The following is a 16,704-nucleotide window of genomic DNA, read 5'->3' on the forward strand; positions in this document are numbered from 1 at the left end:
CTAATCCTGACAAACTTGCTTAATGACGTTATAGATCCAATCTGTAACGGTCTTAGTATCTTTTATTATCTTAGGGTATAATTTGCTATCAATTTTTTGCTTGAGTTTAGTAATAATCTCAGCTGAAATATTATCTTTACCAAGACTTTTAATTGCCTGAACTAATAAAGCGCTTTCTGCGTATTTAAACCCAACATTTTTAAGAGCTATTTTCTTAAACTCTAGCTGATTGCCCATAACCTCATATTCTCGCTTTGGTCCATCGCTAAGATAAATATATCTGGCTGGCACTTGAGTGGATAGACCAAGCAAATAAAGTGCAGTATCTCCTGATGGTTCAATTCGCCATTTGAATTTCCGAGCAAGAGCATGGGCTACTTTATCTATCTCCGGGCTTAAATACTGCTGCAATAATTCGCTGTACTTAGGAAAATCGTATATGCCGCGCATGATCCGCCGAATCTTGCCTTCCTTATTTAAATTGGATAAGGCTTTGTCAATATTATCACCTGGAAATTGATCAACAAAATCTGCCCCAGAGAATACATAACCTCTCCCACTACCAGAGATCTTGATAAATGCTTTACTATCAATCGATTGCAAGAATTAACTCCATAAAAAAATTTCAGAAAAAATAGGTAATTTTTCTGAAAATATTATATCAGATCATCCCATAATTTATCAAAAATATATTGATTTCTACTTGACTTAAATGATAAAATTAGAGAACAATGGTTTTATGCTCTTCTGGTATACTGCAACTTCCTTGCGATTCTTTCTCAATTTAAAAACTACACTAATACTTAATTTATACTCTTACGTTAATCATACTTGTACATACTTTGTGATAGCTATAAGCCCAGACAATTCTTTAACTCGCATAATTAATTATGAATAATTCAAGACGCAGTGCGTCTCGAATTTAAACTATCCATAGCATAGTTAACTAAAAGCTACGCAAAAGGATTAATCGATTTGGGCGTGGAATCATCGTTATCGAAAACTGGTTGAACAATTGACTTGATTTCTCTCGATATTCTGCGAAGTTCCTTAAACTCACGGCTATCTTTATCAAACTTTCCGGGTAAAATCTGAATAATCCCCGTATGCGCCCGATTAGTTGGTCTTCCTGCACAGACCAAGAAACATTCGCGATCCCGTAATAAATTAAGCATGTCGTTAGTAATTTTTGGTACATCCTGCTCACGATAGCTTTTATTACCAGTTCCTTTATCCACTAATGTTAGCCCGCGTTCAGTGTGTTGGGTTTCAACACTAACTTTAATCTTTCCGCCAACCTTTTCTAGCTGCTTGATAATAAATGGATCATTAGAGCCATAAATATAGCTGTAGCTGCAATTAGTAAATAGAGTGCCTATCATATCCTCACTAGTAATATTTAGTTGTGGTGCTTTTAATAATGCAGCAGTTTGATAAGCTACCAAGCAATGAATACCTTTGCCACCACCTTCAGTAAATACTTCAGTCAGATCTTTATTTACATATTTAAAAAATTCATCGGCAATAAGACAAACTTTACGTTTACGATTAGGTAGCCTTAATAGTATTGAAATTAAAGCCTGAATAATTGGATAAGCTTCCTTAGTCTTGGACTGGATATACCACACGCCACCATTAGCAATTAATTCATCAATGCTTATAGCATTTTTAGCATTTATGCAATCCCAATCAGCCAAAATTTGTAAGCTAGTTTCAATCTTCGACTTTTCATTATCTTTAGCAGACGGATTAAAAAACTTATCATAATGAATAGTCATTAAATCACGAATAGTTATTTCTTGCTCTTCATTGGCTATAAACTGAGCCAGACTTAAAGCTACTTTTTTAGCTTGCTTCTGATAATAGTCAGTAGCCATATCTGAAGTCTCCTGAATATTGCATAACTGTAGGATTATTTCCTGTAAGGTATCTACATCCTTAGTTTGCAGAATATTAAATTGAAATGAGGTTGATACTCCAAATTCCATATAGGTATAGGGTTGCTGTAATTCATTAGCTGCTTTATATAATAATGGCGCCATAATATCATCACCACCATTTTTAACATCAAGCATAATTACCAACTCACCAAACATCATCATTTGAATAGCCAATGGCTGAATCCCTAAATTTTTACCAGACTGACTACGTCCACTAAATTGAGCATGCTTCTTTGAGAATATTGAATAGTCTTCATAAACTGGCTGCTTTTTTTCTGCATCCCAATTTAGAAACACCTGCTTTTTATCAATCCTTAAATAAGATACTGGATTATACTCTTTGGGTTGAACCTTGCTCATCTCCTTAGCTAACTGTTCTGTACTCATAGTGCTATTGAAATTAGTTTTGGTAAATCGGGCAATTAATCCTTGAAGCTTGGTTCCATATTTCCTTTTTAGTAGAATTGAGATTACTATGCTACCAACTAAGCCAATAACAAACAAAGTCAGTAGTTCAAATAATATATGTTCAGTAAATTGCTCCCTACGATAAGCCTGTAATTTTTTCCCATAATCATTAATGACTTCAGGTAATGAAATGTAGAGTAAATATGTAGATAAGCCCCAATAGAGAATACCAATGCCAAATCCTAAACGTTGAATAAAGTTAACAATGATATTTTTTGATTTCATAGTGTAAAACACAAAGCTAGTAAATATCCCATAAGCAAAAGCCACCCAATAAATATTAGCCATTAAAAATACTTCATGATACGGTTGTATAAAAAAGTATTTCATTAAAAATAAGAACATCTGATCCAATAAATTCTGCATGATATAAACTTTCGATAAAAAATTAAACGATGATAAAAGAAACCGGGAACCATAAGCCATTGCTGCGGTAATTAAGCTGAAGCAGAAATGGCGCAATGGGGCAAGCTCGTCCAGAGCGCAGCCTTTGAAGCAAAGCTTCAAATGGGGGTGCCACTTAGGCAAAAATCGCCAACCGATTTTAGCGACCCCAGTCGCGATGCCTTAGTGGGGGCTTGCCCGCCACAACCGCCTGCCACAAAATAGCGCCAGCACCCACCAGGGTTTTGTGAGCGAGGCCTCGGCATTTTAAGGAACAGTCAAGTCAGCAAACGCCAGTGCAGCTGACGCAGAATGTTACGACGCATTTACCTTAGGTTTTAACAAAAAACCAGCGGTAAAATGCCGAGGCCTCGCTCACGCGGGGCGGTTGTGGGCAACCAATAAACGACAAGGTATTTACCCTAGTAAATAGCAGCAAACAGGCGTCCAGCCGTGGTTTGTAGCGTGCCTTGTCATATAAACAAAATAAATCATGAAGCAATAAACTTCGTTGTTTTAAATCGTTGTCATCCAGACACGAACTAAACAACGAATAAAACAACGAATAAAAAAAGAGCTAACTATTTTGTAGTTAGCTCTTCGTAGGCTTTTTTTATGAGTTTTTTGAGATACTTCTCAATAGCTTCATCCAGATCAAGCATTAAATTTCGCTCTTTAGCATTAACTTTTAGCTGCTCCAATTCAGTTAAAAGCTCGCTTGAAATTTTAAGCTTGAGTTCAGATTTATTTTCAATAGATTTAACTAATGCCATTGCAATTGCTCCTAAAATTAAATTAATTTTTGTAGATAATCTTGAAATTCATCAAAATTAATGAACTCAAAAAATGATTTATATTCATCCTTAAAATGAATGTCCTGATGATTCTTACCTTTCAAAACTGATACTGAAAATAATGCTTTTCGCATTACCTCGGAATTAAGATTATCCGCACAGACAAATAAAACCCTATTGAATTTGCCAGATAAACAATCTGCCAAACATTTGGCTATTTTATTCTTTAATGCTTCCAAACTATAACGATTGCGTTGCAATTCAATACTGATTTTAAATTCATCCCGGATAACCAATAAGCCATCGGGGTAACTTTTATAGCTTCTGTGTTTGATCAAGATTCTTTCTGTAATCCATTCAAAGTTATTCTTGCTGGCAATAATCTGCAATCGCTGAACTAATTCACAGTGAATAAAATTCTGTTGTGAAATTTGTGGTGACCTAAGTTTTTTAGGCTCATAACCCAGATCCGAAAGTGCATTTACTGTAATAAAATAAACTATTCGGTAACCAGTACTGCAAGCAAATTTACTTTTGGAGATTAATCCATCCTTAACCATGCTATCCAAAAGTCTGCGTGTATATTTGATGTGATTAACACCAAGTATCATGGTCAAATTATCAGCAGTAGTCCAATCCACAAGCGCCAGAAAATGTAAAATTTGATCCCGCCGTTGCTGATTAAGCTTGATTTTATCTTCATGACTTAGTGTCAAATTTGCTAAATTATTCATTTGGCGGAACCTTATTAGGGTTAAGCACAGTAAAAAATTGAATATAAAGATACTCTGGCTCATCAGTATTAAATTTACAAATATCAGGATAGTTCAAGTACAGCCAATACAGGAAGCCGAGATAATTTGGTGCTAGACATTTGCGCGGATTACCAACAATAACTCTTGCTGGAGTTAAAATTTGTTGAGCTATCAACTCGTTGATTAAAGCAGATTTTTTGATTTGTTTAACTAAACCGCGATAAGCTTCATCACCTTTTTTAGTATCAAAAATCTTATATCTTTGTTTCCTTTCCGAGTTAAGCAGTTCATTCAAAATTGGTAAATGCCAGTTGTTTTTTAGCACCGAACGCGTATATGCATCAGTATTTTTTACATTTGGTTGCGAAGCAGTGTACTGTTTAGCTGCATTTATTTCAAGCTCTGAATAGTTATCCACAGTAATTTGGGTCTGATTTATGTTTGTTATTTTTTCTATATTATTTTTATTTTGTTTTATATTAGGTGTCAAATTTTGCCGATCCGGTTGAACAGCGTTATAAAAATTGACTGATTTCTCATACGATTCAGGATCATTTTCGAAATTATCCACAACTAATTCTTCAGGGTTTTTTTGAGGGGAATTATGTAGAAAATAATCATAGCCACCTAATAATTGACCATTATTTGGATTTCGTCTTGGTTTTCGACTTATCCAACCAGAATCAATCAATTGTTGAATATAACGTTTTAACGTATTTATACTTATGCCTAATGCTTTGGCTAAATAACTATTAATGACAATCCATCGTTTACCTTTTGAGAGCAAAAACATATAAATAATTTTGGCAATAGGATCTAAAAATGTTGAGTTTAATAAGGCATTGGGAACTGGAGTATAATCTCCGGTAATTTTTGCAGATACAATCATAAATTGCACTCCTAATACGTCGGCAATAGCCAACCATGCAACTTACAATAGCATATAAATTTGATTTATGATAAAATGTAAGTCGCTTTGGTGTTAAAAGCATAGCTAATAAGGGGTTGCCGCCCCAAATTAGCCAATCAATATGGCTAAGTAATTACTGTTACTTAGCCATTCAACTCTACTCGCTGCTGTTCAAGCCATTGATCTATTTGTTCGTTACTCCATCTATTTAATCTGTCAAAAACCTTGAATGCAGGCTTTGGAAAATCCCCAATCACATTCATGTGGCGATACAAAGTAGCACGCGAGATCCCAGTAATATTCAGAACATCTTTCATTGTTAAATATTTTTTCATTTAAGTACCTTTCTAAATATATCGATTAATGTCTTAGTATGACATAGCATTATTTAAACTCTTCTCAACAAAATTAATTATATGTTTTTAAACTGCGAACCTCAAAAAACATTACTTAACCATCTGTTATAAATTATGTTTATCTAATAATAAATTTAATTTTTCATAATTGCTTTCAATGATAGGTTTAAGCATATTTAAACGCAATTTTTCCTGATTTCCCTTTAAATTCCATTTTAAATTTTTTATAAAACTATATATTTCTCTGGATATTTCGCAATATGTTTCACTACAGCTATATACTCTCTGAGCTAAAATGGGAAACATCCAGTATTTATGATAAGAGAGCACTTTTACATTTTTATCTAATAATTTTGCAATTTTTAATGGGTCATTACAGTTAATATCCCTATACTCAAATTCATTCAAAAAATCCTTCAATTTTTCTTCTTTTATCTCCATAAAAGAACTGCGATATGGCGATTTAAAATCAAGCTTGTGATAGAATAACGAACCATTTTTAATCACTACATGATGAGTTTTAAATAACTCATCTAACGATGATGTACCTGAATCTGCAAGAGCTACTTTATATTTGCCCCAGAAAAACCCATCAAAATTATTTTTCTTGGCATCAGCTTGTTCTTCATTTAACCGATCTTGAACTTCTTTAGCAATTAACTTATGAAAATCTTTATATATCTTACCTTTGCTCTCCAAAAAGTAACAATGAGCTTTATTTTTCCCTCTCATTATTTTTCTATACGTATCTAAGATATCTTCTCCAATATCAAAAACTAAATCATTAAATGATCTCGGTGAAAATCCAGGGTCCAAAACACTATACTTTAAATACTCATTGGTAATCGTCATAACTAATATTGGTTTCATGGGAAGCTCTTCTGAGCGGGCAGAGTAGCTTTTCTTTCCTGCTAATGTAAAAATTGGATTAAAACCGTTACTATCAAATAATAGATTGAATTCAGTCCTAGTTATTGCCCTTAGAGCGGCAATATAAAAGATAATAGACTGGAAATCATTCTCAGAAATAGGTTTTAACCAAAATTTGGAAACTATAAAAAGTGCACATAATATAACATTGCGAAGATATTCAAACTTAACGCGCTTATCTTTTCTTAACGGAACCAAACGACTTCCATCGAACTTGATTACATTTGACTGATCAATAATGCTAATTAGTTCTTGTAAAAACTCCCCTAAAATCTCATAAATTTTTCGACTTAATTCATCTAATGGTAAACCGTGTAAGACTCTATAATTTAAAACTTCTCTCACTTTCCATAAAAAAAATTGGCTATTTATTAATTTTGTACCTCCCTCAATTACACCTCCAAAGTCAATTTCCCTGTCACCATTCGGAGTATTTAGTGTATATCTAAAATATCGTCTAAGAATAGATAGATTTTTTTCGCGTTCTTCCTCTTTATTTAAAAGAGCGAATAGCTGGTCATACATTTCTAAAAATTCAGAAAATTTATTTGCAGGTTCATTCATCTTAATCACCCCTTTAGTATACGGTAGATAGGTAATTATTATATTCAGGGATAAGCGCTTCAACTTTAATCGACCACACTTCAAGCATCTTTCGGCGCTCATCTAAATAATCATGCTTAAAATAACTAAGCCCTGACTTGTTTCTAAATTCATGATTAAGTGCTGCTTCAATAACAATCATATCAAAACCAAGCTCTTGCAATTTTGTTGCTCCAGTTCTCCTTAGGTCATGGATAGTGAATGGTTCCTCTAAAACTGTTTCTGTAAATCTTATCATGTTATTTAATGTATTATGGCATGGGCTTTTTCCGGTTTTGCCAGTAAATACTGATTCACATTCACCATTTAACTCTTTTAAAATTCCAAATAATTTCAAAGCGCTTTCACTAAGTGGAACTTTTGTTGGCTTATTTGTTTTGTTGATGGGAATATGAAATAACTTGTTTTCAAAATCTACTTGATCCCAAGTTGCTTGTAAAAGTTCATTTTTACGTACTAATAGAATAAGTAAAAGGTGAACTGCAATTTTCCACTGGGTTCGAATGTTTGCTTTATAAGTCGTATTTAATAATAATGATATTTCAATGTCGGAGAGTACTCGTTCTCTAACTCTATCTTGATAGAGAGTACCTACATTTATTCTATCTACAGGGTTTGTGTTTATATAGCCAATCTCATAAGCATACTTTATGACTTGCTTTAATGTAATGATATTACGCTTTACTGCGGCTGGGCTAATTTTAATTTTTGGTTGAATTAATTTCTTATGAATGATCTCAGAAGTAAGATCACTAAGTTTTATGGTGCCGATTTTAGCTACTATTTCGCTGTTAATACATCTAACTAATTGAGCTAGTGAAGATTTATTTTTTCTTACCAGCGGAGCTTGATGTTCAATATACTCTTCCGCGAGCTTTGCGATTGTGATAGAAAGTGCTTTTTGGCGTTCTATATAATCTTTAGGATTAATACCTTGTGCAATAAGCTTGCTATATTCCAAAGCTTTATCACGAGCATACGCCAAGGTTACAGCAGGGTAACGTCCAATTGTTATCCAATTTTTAACATTACCGAGGTTTACTCTGTAACGGAATGATAACACTCCTTTTTCACTAACTACAAGATATAGATAATCACCATCAGAGTAATTACCTGCTACAGGATTTTTATATAATTTATCAACATCTGTTGATTTTAATACATGTTTCACGGCTCTTTTGTCCAGATACTAATTAGTACTTGATAGATTATACCATAGTGCCATATCTAGTACTAATATATTAAATTATACTGGATTTTATGAGATATATTGAAACATTAAATATTATATAACATACTGAAAAATCAGACAAATATACTATAAAAAAGATGCGGTAAGAAACTCATTCTACTTTCCGATACAGAATTTACTGAATATCTCACCTAATAAATCATCGGCACTAAATTCTCCGGTAATCTCACCCAACGCAGTGTGGGCATAACGTAATTCTTCAGCAAGAATCTCAAGTTCCTCCCAGTGCACAAATGCAGTATTGATATGGGACACTGCTTTTTGCATGGCATTAAGATGTCGCGTTCTTGCAATAAATAAGCTTTCGGTTGCAGATTCAAAACCAACTGTATCCAATAAATATTTGCGTAGTTCATCAATTCCTGCTTTGTGTTTTGCCGAGATGTAAATATTGGTTTTCTCTGCTTCTACTGATATACGAGGAACCTCACCAGATAGATCAATCTTATTGTGAACATAAATTTTCTTTACGTGGTCCGGGACATACTCTAAAATTAATTTATCCTCCGCCATAATTCCAGATCTGCTATCTATCAGGATAATACAGATGTCCGCTTCACTAATAGCATGAATGGCGCGCTCTATACCTATTTTTTCAACGGCATCTTCTGTCTGTCTAATTCCCGCAGTATCAATAATATTAAAAGGTATTCCATCAATAATGATTTTCTGTTTTACAATATCGCGGGTTGTTCCTGCTATATCTGTCACAATTGCAACTTCTTCATTTGCAATTACATTTAACAGACTGGATTTACCAACATTCGGTTGTCCGATAATCACAGTATTAACACCATTATTTAGGAAAACACCTTGTCTGGTGGTTTTTAATAGTGGATGAATTTCATTGCGAATTACTTCCAGTTTTTCCTTAATTTTTGCGTTGGCAACAAACTCAATATCTTCATCAGGAAAATCAAGACTTGCTTCAACAAACATTCTAAGATTGATTAGACGTTCATTAATCGCATTTATGAAATGGGAGAATTCGCCACGCAATGACTTAATTGCGCCCTTTGCACTGGCTTCACTTTCTGCATGAATAAGATCGGCAATGCTTTCTGCCTGAAGTAGATCAAGCTTTCCGTTGAGGTATGCTCGTTTGGTAAATTCGCCAGGCTGTGCATGTCTGCAACCTAATGAAATACAATACTTTAATAGCATATTTAGAACAACGGGGCTTCCATGTGTTTGTAATTCAACGACATCTTCACCAGTAAAGGATTTTGGGTTGTCAAAATAAATTAAGATTCCCGAGTCAAGAATTTCATTTTTGTCATCGTAGAAATTACAATACTGCGCATAACGTGGTTTAAGATTCTTTTTGCCGGAGATGGCTTCGATTATTGGGAATAGGTCATACCCTGAAATGCGGATAATTCCTACTCCGGCATATCCTGTCCCAGAAGCGATTGCAACAATATTATCTCGTGTGTAATTCATTTTTATCAGCTAAAATGGTAACTGCTCGGACTATTTCGCAATAGCTGTGTTGCAAGGCTCCTCATTTACTTCTCATGTAAACCGCGTCGCATTGCGCCTTGCTCTCGCTGCATATTCCGGCAGTTACGGGGTCATATAGTATGAGTAATTACCTAAAATGTATAAGCATTAATTATTGAGTCTCCATTTAGCAGGCATAAAATTTGCCAGAAATTAGGCATTACGCTGTAACGGCGAACTATCTCACGCATTTTTTTTAGGCTTGTGTCCGAAATTATCTGTGTTTCTGCCATTTGCTTTATTAATTTAAGGAGTAGGTAATGTTCGAGTTCATAATAAAATTCATCAATCGGTTTGTTACTAATTATACTACCTCTTAATTCTTGCCATTTTGGAATAATGTACTCAAGAAGCTCAGCTTCCTCAGATATTTCAATTGTCTTTTCGGTTAATTCTGCTAAGACTTGTGAGTAGCTACTTTTTGCAATTTCATCTTGAAATTTATTAACTTCATTAGCTAATTCACTAATTTCATTTAAAGCTGACTTGATAAGCTGATCACTAACGTTTTTTCCTTTTAGAAATTTATTCAGTTGGTGATTAATTTGAGTGTTTGAGGTGAGTTGTTGCATTTTTTCATCTATGTATAAATTTGATTTTCAATAAGTTATAAAGAATATCTAATTGATATTTTAAGATAACCAAGAATCAATGCAATATTTTATCATAGTTAGACCCTCCTTATCTTTTGTTACCGGATGATTACGTGATTAAACATGATATAATTATTAGCTTTATTTCTTTTATTACCATTACGCTATCAGGATTGCATGACTTATCACAAGCAGAAATTACTCATCATTCTTGGCTTTGCCAACTATTGCAGCTATGCCGCTGGGGATGTATGGTCATTTCTTGGGCAGAGCAAATTGCAAGAATCCCAGCCTTTAGTTTGCGGCTTGGCTGATGATGCATGGATTGATCAATCTGGACCAGATTATGTCAAATACCCACGAGTTGAGTCGGAAACACTGTTTTTAACTGCGGATACCATTAATGGACAAAATAAAGGTAATCAGATAGCTCAGGGTAATGTTGTTGGCTACAAGGGGAACCAGACATTTTCTGCAGATTGGCTAATTTATAATCAGCCAGCTGGTAGGGTTACTACTGGGGACAATATGGTTCTAACCAGACAGTACGATGTTATTACTGGTCAGCAGGCAGATTATTACCTTGATTTATATAAGGGCACGTTTACCAAAGCTAATATTTACTTCGAAAGTGGTAATCTTTCTGGGGCTGGGGAGAGCATTAATGTCTATGATAAAAATCATTTAGGTATTAGTAATGGCTATTTTACTGGCTGTGATCCCAATGATCCTGCGTGGTATATAAAGTCACAAAATATAAATGTAAACTATCAGGATGCAAGTGGTACCGCCAGAAATGCTACCATGTATTTTGAGTCCGTGCCAATTTTTGCTACTCCCTATATGAGTTTTCCTTTGGGGCAGCGTAAATCAGGGTGGCTAACTCCGCAGTTTGGTGGTACTTCTACTTCAGGGTTTATGGCCTCTGATCCGTATTACTGGAATATGGCACCAAATTATGATATGACGATTACGCCGTACATCTGGGCTAATCAGGGGGTTATGGTTTCTGATCAGTTTCGCTATATGACTGAATCAAACGTAGGTAGTATCTATACCGAGCAGCTTCCGTACAATTGGGGAACAACAGTACCAAATAGTTATCGCTATTATTGGAGTCTTAACGATATTTATACTCCAGTTAATCAGTTACAAATGGGATATAAATATAACGTAGTATCTGATAGCAACTATTTTAATGATTTTGGAAATTTTTATTCGGTAACGGATAATGTCAACCTAGAACAAAGTGTTTTTGCCAACTACACGCCAACTTGGGGTAATGCTGGGATTAAATTACTTAATTACCAGACCTTACAACCTTATGGTTATGCTTCAACCGTACCAATATACTCTTCTTACCCAGCGATAAATTTCAATGTAAAACCACAAGATATTGGTGAGGGTTTTAAAGGGGCATTAACCAGTAATTATACCTATTTTTATAGTCCGGCAATGCAAAGCGGTCAACGTACTTACTTATATCCGAGTATAACCTATCCAATGCAGGCGACTTGGGGGTATTCAACGCCAAAAATTGGTTATAATTATACCTATTATAATCTTGGTGAAGCACCAAATGTTGCCAACAGTTCAATGCAAGTGCAGCGTGCATTACCAGTTGTTTCACTGGATAACGGTTTATATTTTGATCGACCAATGCAACTTGGTGGTGGCGGAAATTTTACTCAGACGCTTGAACCACGATTATATTACCTGTATATTCCACAGAATAATCAAGCAAATTTACCTGATTTTGATACCGCAACAGCTACTTATAATTATAATCAGTTATTTAGTGAAAACCGCTTTACTGGTTTTGACCGGATAAATTCAGCAAATGATGTGACTATTGGCGGTACTACCAGAATACTAAACGATTCAAATGGTATGGAATTAATGAATTTTAGTGCCGGATACAGATATTATATTACGGAACAAAATAATTTTCTTTACGGTAATCAGACGCAGTATGCTCAATTGTTTTTGCCAAATCCGAATCTTATAGCCGAATTAAATAATAACTGGACCAGAAAATTTTCTACTTCAGCAAGCTTTCAATATTCAACCGTTTATAATACAGTAGATGCTTATAGTGCAGGATTTAAATTTAATCCAGAAGACTATAAAGTTTTGAATGTAAGATTCCGTTATCAATATCAACTACCGCTTTTCTTTTATGGATGGACACCTGGGCAGGCGCTAACAGCGAATGGTGCTACATTTGAAAATCAATATGCACTGGATGTTTCCGGACAATGGCCAATATACGATGATAAGCTTTTTGCTGTTGGACGAAGCAACTATGATTTCACTATGAGTCAGTTTTTGAATCTGGTGGGTGGTGTTGAATATAATGGTGGTTGCTGGACAGTTAGTGCAGTTTATGAGCAGTTTACCTTTAACGTGAATCAGACACAGATTGGCTATTTCTTACAATTTTCTTTAAAAGGTATCGGTGGTGTTGGTACCGGAGATCCTACTTCAGATCTGAAGACAAATGTTCCTGGATATATGCCAATTTCTCAACCACAATTTACAGGGTTTTAGGAGTTAGAATGATTAGAATATTGTTAGTGTTGATCTCTGCATTTTCTTTACCAGCTTTTGTTTATGCTAATGAAGCTGAATCTGCATTAGTCTCTGGGGTGGATGCGAGCCAACCTATTGTCGCTGCCAAAAGTATTACAGCTAGTCAGGTCAAAGCTACTACTCAGGCTCAGAGGTCTCCGTCCTCTGCTGGAAATCGACAGCAGTCAACGGTATTAGTTGATAAGATAGTTGCTTATGTTAATAAGCGTATTATTACCCAAAATGAGTTAGAGAAGCAGATTGCCCAAACTAGAGATTCACTGCAGCAACGCGGAATTACTAATACAAATTACAATGATTTACGTACTAGGGTGCTTGATCAGCTAATTTTACTGCAAATTCAGCTGGACTTGGCTGCTAGAGGGGAATTAAGACTACGGACGCTGAAGTAAATGATGCAATTAACAATCTTGAAAAAGCTCAAGGTATAACTGATCAGCAGATGAGGGCAAAGCTTGCTAGGCAGGGGATGTCATATGATGATTTTAGGCAGCAGTTAAATGATCAGATAACAGCAGATAAATTAAAGCAGCGTGAAGTTGATGCGCGTGTAGTTGTTAATGATGATGAGGTAACCCGGATATTAAATAGTGAAACCTATAAAAATAGAATTGACTATAGATTATCCGATATTGTAATTAGTATTCCAGAGCAGGCAACTCAAGATGCTGTTGCAAAAAGGGAAGCTTTGGCAAATCAGGTTTATGCCCAGTTAAAACAAGGTCAGTCATTTGAACAGCTTGCGATCAAATACTCTTCAGCACCAAATGCTTTAAATGGCGGTGATTTAGGTTGGAAGAGTAATAGTTCCTTGCCCCCAATAGTTCTTGATCCTGTTGCTCAAACGCCGCAAGGCGGAGTTACTCCAGTTATTAAAATGCCAGTTGGTTTTTTTATTTTTAAGGTAACAGGAGTCAAGCAGCATGGAATGCCGCAAATTGTCAAGCAGTACCATGTTAGGCATATTCTTATAAAGGTTAATGAATTAACCAGTGATGAAGAGGCTCATCAGAAGATTAATTCAATCCGTGATCAATTAATCAAGGATAATGGAAATACCGCCAAACAAAATAAAGATTTTATTGATTTGGCTAAACGGTATTCAGAAGACACCAGCAGTATTAAAGGTGGTGATATAGGCTGGGTTAGTAAAGGGGACACAGTTCCTCAGTTTGAGCAAGCAATGTTAAAAACTCCTGTTGGGCAAATCAGTGAACCAGTTCGAAGCCCATTTGGTTGGCATCTTCTTGAAGTTACTGAAACACGTGATAGTAATCTTGCTAATGACAAAGAAAAGGCGGAGATTCGTCAGGAGTTAAGAGAAATGAAGGCGCAAATGCTTTATACTGAATGGGTGCGCAACCTACGTGAGATGGCTTATGTAAAGCTTAATGATAACTAAGATGAATAAGAAGCCATTAATTTGTATTACAACTGGGGAACCCGCAGGAATTGGTCCCGAAATTTGCCTTGATCTAATTAATTCTCCTTATGTTGATAGTCATAATTTATTATTGATCGGAGATGTTCATCTTCTTAATAAACGGGCGAAATCTTTGGGTAAAGATGTTGATTTCATTATAATTAGTAATCCCGATGATTTTCCAGTCTTGAAATATGGGCAGTTGGCAGTGCTGCATGTTGACTGTCCTGATCATAACTGTATTGGTAGACCATTAGCTATTAATGCCAGCTATGTTTTAAATACTCTTGATATTGCAATAGATCTTTGTAAAAAGGGCGCGAGTAAAGTAATTGTTACTGCTCCGGTTAATAAGGATGTATTAAATCAAGGAGCAATTGATTTTATTGGGCATACTGAGTATTTTGCCGAAAAATTTGGTGTAAAAAAAGTCGTGATGATGCTGGCTAATAACCTATTACGTGTGGCATTACTAACTACGCATATACCATTGGCAAAAGTTCCCTCTCAGATTACTCCTGAAAATTTAGATTCAGCAATCCAAATAATTCATGATAGTTTTACAAGTAATTTTAATCAGCCTCAACCGCGAATTGCAGTTTGTGGTTTAAATCCCCATGCTGGTGAAAATGGTTATCTTGGCATGGAAGAGATTAATATAATCAATCCGGTTATAGAAAAATGGCAGCAAGTTGGTTACTTAGTTTCGGGTTCTTACCCGGCGGATACTATTTTTAATCGGGCTTCTGAATTTGATGTTATTCTTGCTATGTATCATGATCAAGGTTTACCAGTGTTGAAATATTCAGGATTTGAAACTGGTGTGAATATTACTTTAGGTTTACCCATTATTAGAACCTCGGTTGATCATGGTACTGCACTTGATCTTGCCGGAAAAGGACTGGCTTCATCTGTAAGCTTGCATTCTGCCATTGAGATTGCTATTCAACTTTCATTTACTTCGGGGTAAATTCCATCATCTGGATTGATCCTCTTTCACTCTCGTTATTGTAGCTAGTGTTATTCTATTGTTAAATAATAATTAGTGCTTGCTGTATTATATTTAAACATTATGTGTGATAAAATAGCATGTCTTAATCGTTAATGGAGCAGTTGTGAAAGATTTTGTGTGGAATAATAGTCAAATAAATACATTGCTTGGTGCTGCCAAATTTATTGCTTCAGTTGGGGATAAATATGATCTATCCGAAAGAAATATTCAGTGCTTACAGTTAAGTTCTTACTTTTTATTATCAACAGAAATAGACATTAATGAGATTCCATTTGCAAATCCAATTGAACTAGCTGCTACGCTTCAGGATAGTGAGCAGAAAAAAGCTGCTTTAGAGTTTTTGGTTTTAGCCATGCATTACGTAGAAGATTATCTTGATGAGAAAAGAATTCTTGTGGAAGGATATCTGCGTTCACTTAAATTAAGTGATCTATTGCTCAAGCAGTTAAGCCAAACGTTTAATCAGTATCAGCAGCTTATTGAATATAATGAATTTCGTAAAGCATTGAAATCAACAGTTGGTCGAACTTCTAGTAATGATTCCGATGATAGATTTATGCTTAATGAGAATAGTCCTGGCTTAAGTGATAAGTATCAGAAATTAACTCTTCTTGCAAAAAATAGCTTAGGTTATAATTTATATAAATCATACCGAAAAAATAAATTCCCATTGCCCGGCGAACGGCTACTATCCAATGATAAAATAGTTCTGATTTACGATATTGTGAAATTAATTGCTGGTTATCGATACGATATAAGAGGTGATCTTTTTACATTAGCCTTTATTGCTGGAAATTTGATGAGTGGTTCCTTTATTGTTGCGGCTATTGGAATTATTGAGTACTATTACCAAAATCCAAATGCAATTAAAAAGGTTAATAAACTTGAACGCAAGAAGTATTGGAATGCTATCAGGGTGGGTATGAATTGTTCCTTAGATTTCACTGATAACTGGGAATATGAGGCAAACTTTATTAAAAGTTTGAATGATTTAAGAGCTGAATGTAATCTTGTTTAAGGTTGAAATAGATTTATATTATCTTGAAATGAATAGCTTTAAAGTTTAAAATACATAAGCTTTGGTTTTTTCGGTTACTTCCAATTTGTTGTAGTTTCAATTAAAGAGTTTAACCATATTTAGAATATTGATATTACTGGTTAAATAATACTTTCAAGTATGCTATAATAC

14 protein-coding genes and 1 pseudogene are annotated in these 16,704 nt (G+C 34.8%); 5 read left to right on the forward strand and 10 right to left on the reverse strand.

Features of this window, described 5'->3' with window-relative positions; all coding sequences use genetic code 11:
• From CUN60_RS04295 to CUN60_RS04340, 10 genes are all read right to left on the reverse strand, one after another.
• Positions 1–603 carry a DUF6088 family protein gene (locus CUN60_RS04295; RefSeq protein WP_102950839.1) on the reverse strand — a complete coding sequence of 201 codons (603 nt, stop codon included), beginning with the start codon at positions 601–603 and terminating at the stop codon, positions 1–3.
• Positions 604–953: 350 nt separating this feature from the next.
• Positions 954–2,696, reverse strand: a complete 1,743-nt coding sequence (locus CUN60_RS04300) for a TraM recognition domain-containing protein (RefSeq protein ID WP_158649282.1) — start codon at positions 2,694–2,696, stop codon at positions 954–956.
• 677 nt (positions 2,697–3,373) lie between these two features.
• Positions 3,374–3,565, reverse strand: coding sequence for a hypothetical protein (locus CUN60_RS04305; protein WP_102950841.1), 192 nt, complete (start codon positions 3,563–3,565; stop codon positions 3,374–3,376).
• A 17-nt stretch (positions 3,566–3,582) separates the two neighbouring features.
• Positions 3,583–4,320 carry a hypothetical protein gene (locus CUN60_RS04310; protein WP_102950842.1) on the reverse strand — a complete coding sequence of 246 codons (738 nt, stop codon included), beginning with the start codon at positions 4,318–4,320 and terminating at the stop codon, positions 3,583–3,585.
• Positions 4,313–5,230 carry a helix-turn-helix domain-containing protein gene (locus CUN60_RS04315; protein ID WP_102950843.1) on the reverse strand — a complete coding sequence of 306 codons (918 nt, stop codon included), beginning with the start codon at positions 5,228–5,230 and terminating at the stop codon, positions 4,313–4,315. The genes CUN60_RS04310 and CUN60_RS04315 overlap by 8 nt, the downstream gene beginning before the upstream one ends.
• 164 nt (positions 5,231–5,394) lie before the next feature.
• Positions 5,395–5,586, reverse strand: coding sequence for a helix-turn-helix transcriptional regulator (locus CUN60_RS04320; protein ID WP_102950844.1), 192 nt, complete (start codon positions 5,584–5,586; stop codon positions 5,395–5,397).
• A 126-nt stretch (positions 5,587–5,712) separates the two neighbouring features.
• On the reverse strand, positions 5,713–7,101 hold the full coding sequence (locus CUN60_RS04325; protein WP_102950845.1) for a hypothetical protein: 1,389 nt from the start codon (positions 7,099–7,101) through the stop codon (positions 5,713–5,715).
• Between the two features lie 13 nt (positions 7,102–7,114).
• A complete protein-coding gene (locus tag CUN60_RS04330) occupies positions 7,115–8,311 on the reverse strand; it encodes a tyrosine-type recombinase/integrase (RefSeq protein WP_102950846.1) in 1,197 nt (398 codons plus the stop codon).
• 177 nt (positions 8,312–8,488) lie between these two features.
• A complete protein-coding gene (mnmE, locus tag CUN60_RS04335; RefSeq protein ID WP_102950847.1) occupies positions 8,489–9,835 on the reverse strand; it encodes a tRNA uridine-5-carboxymethylaminomethyl(34) synthesis GTPase MnmE in 1,347 nt (448 codons plus the stop codon).
• A 152-nt stretch (positions 9,836–9,987) separates the two neighbouring features.
• Positions 9,988–10,467 carry a hypothetical protein gene (locus CUN60_RS04340; protein ID WP_102950848.1) on the reverse strand — a complete coding sequence of 160 codons (480 nt, stop codon included), beginning with the start codon at positions 10,465–10,467 and terminating at the stop codon, positions 9,988–9,990.
• A 198-nt stretch (positions 10,468–10,665) separates the two neighbouring features.
• Between CUN60_RS04340 and CUN60_RS04345 the strand changes: the two genes are divergently transcribed.
• The 5 genes and pseudogenes from CUN60_RS04345 to CUN60_RS04365 all read left to right on the forward strand — a co-directional run bounded on the left by CUN60_RS04345 (position 10,666) and on the right by CUN60_RS04365 (position 16,533).
• Positions 10,666–13,038 carry an LPS-assembly protein LptD gene (locus tag CUN60_RS04345; RefSeq protein ID WP_102950849.1) on the forward strand — a complete coding sequence of 791 codons (2,373 nt, stop codon included), beginning with the start codon at positions 10,666–10,668 and terminating at the stop codon, positions 13,036–13,038.
• Between the two features lie 8 nt (positions 13,039–13,046).
• Positions 13,047–13,981: pseudogene (locus CUN60_RS13170) on the forward strand (peptidylprolyl isomerase); the annotation flags it as partial.
• A gap of 27 nt (positions 13,982–14,008) precedes the next feature.
• On the forward strand, positions 14,009–14,482 hold the full coding sequence (locus CUN60_RS13175) for a peptidylprolyl isomerase (protein WP_245866379.1): 474 nt from the start codon (positions 14,009–14,011) through the stop codon (positions 14,480–14,482).
• Position 14,483: 1 nt separating this feature from the next.
• Positions 14,484–15,473, forward strand: coding sequence for a 4-hydroxythreonine-4-phosphate dehydrogenase PdxA (gene pdxA, locus CUN60_RS04360; RefSeq protein WP_102952444.1), 990 nt, complete (start codon positions 14,484–14,486; stop codon positions 15,471–15,473).
• 145 nt (positions 15,474–15,618) lie between these two features.
• The gene (locus tag CUN60_RS04365) at positions 15,619–16,533 is read left to right on the forward strand and encodes a hypothetical protein (RefSeq protein ID WP_102950852.1); all 915 of its coding nucleotides are present in this window, start codon (positions 15,619–15,621) and stop codon (positions 16,531–16,533) included.
• Positions 16,534–16,704: the final 171 nt, after the last annotated feature.

The organism is Aquella oligotrophica, assembly GCF_002892535.1.
In the GTDB taxonomy this organism is placed as follows: Bacteria; Pseudomonadota; Gammaproteobacteria; order Burkholderiales; family UBA11063; genus Aquella; species Aquella oligotrophica.

Bases quoted from the DNA above. Each gene is read 5' to 3' on its own strand.
- CUN60_RS04300 (WP_158649282.1), bottom strand. From the start codon at position 2,696: ATGGCTAATATTTATTGGGTGGCTTTTGCTTATGGGATATTTACTAGC.
- CUN60_RS04305 (WP_102950841.1), bottom strand. From the start codon at position 3,565: ATGGCATTAGTTAAATCTATTGAAAATAAATCTGAACTCAAGCTTAAA.
- CUN60_RS04310 (WP_102950842.1), bottom strand. From the start codon at position 4,320: ATGAATAATTTAGCAAATTTGACACTAAGTCATGAAGATAAAATCAAG.
- CUN60_RS04315 (WP_102950843.1), bottom strand. From the start codon at position 5,230: ATGATTGTATCTGCAAAAATTACCGGAGATTATACTCCAGTTCCCAAT.
- CUN60_RS04320 (WP_102950844.1), bottom strand. From the start codon at position 5,586: ATGAAAAAATATTTAACAATGAAAGATGTTCTGAATATTACTGGGATC.
- CUN60_RS04325 (WP_102950845.1), bottom strand. From the start codon at position 7,101: ATGAATGAACCTGCAAATAAATTTTCTGAATTTTTAGAAATGTATGAC.
- mnmE (WP_102950847.1), bottom strand. From the start codon at position 9,835: ATGAATTACACACGAGATAATATTGTTGCAATCGCTTCTGGGACAGGA.
- CUN60_RS04340 (WP_102950848.1), bottom strand. From the start codon at position 10,467: ATGCAACAACTCACCTCAAACACTCAAATTAATCACCAACTGAATAAA.
- CUN60_RS04345 (WP_102950849.1), top strand. From the start codon at position 10,666: ATGACTTATCACAAGCAGAAATTACTCATCATTCTTGGCTTTGCCAAC.
- CUN60_RS13175 (WP_245866379.1), top strand. From the start codon at position 14,009: ATGCCGCAAATTGTCAAGCAGTACCATGTTAGGCATATTCTTATAAAG.
- pdxA (WP_102952444.1), top strand. From the start codon at position 14,484: ATGAATAAGAAGCCATTAATTTGTATTACAACTGGGGAACCCGCAGGA.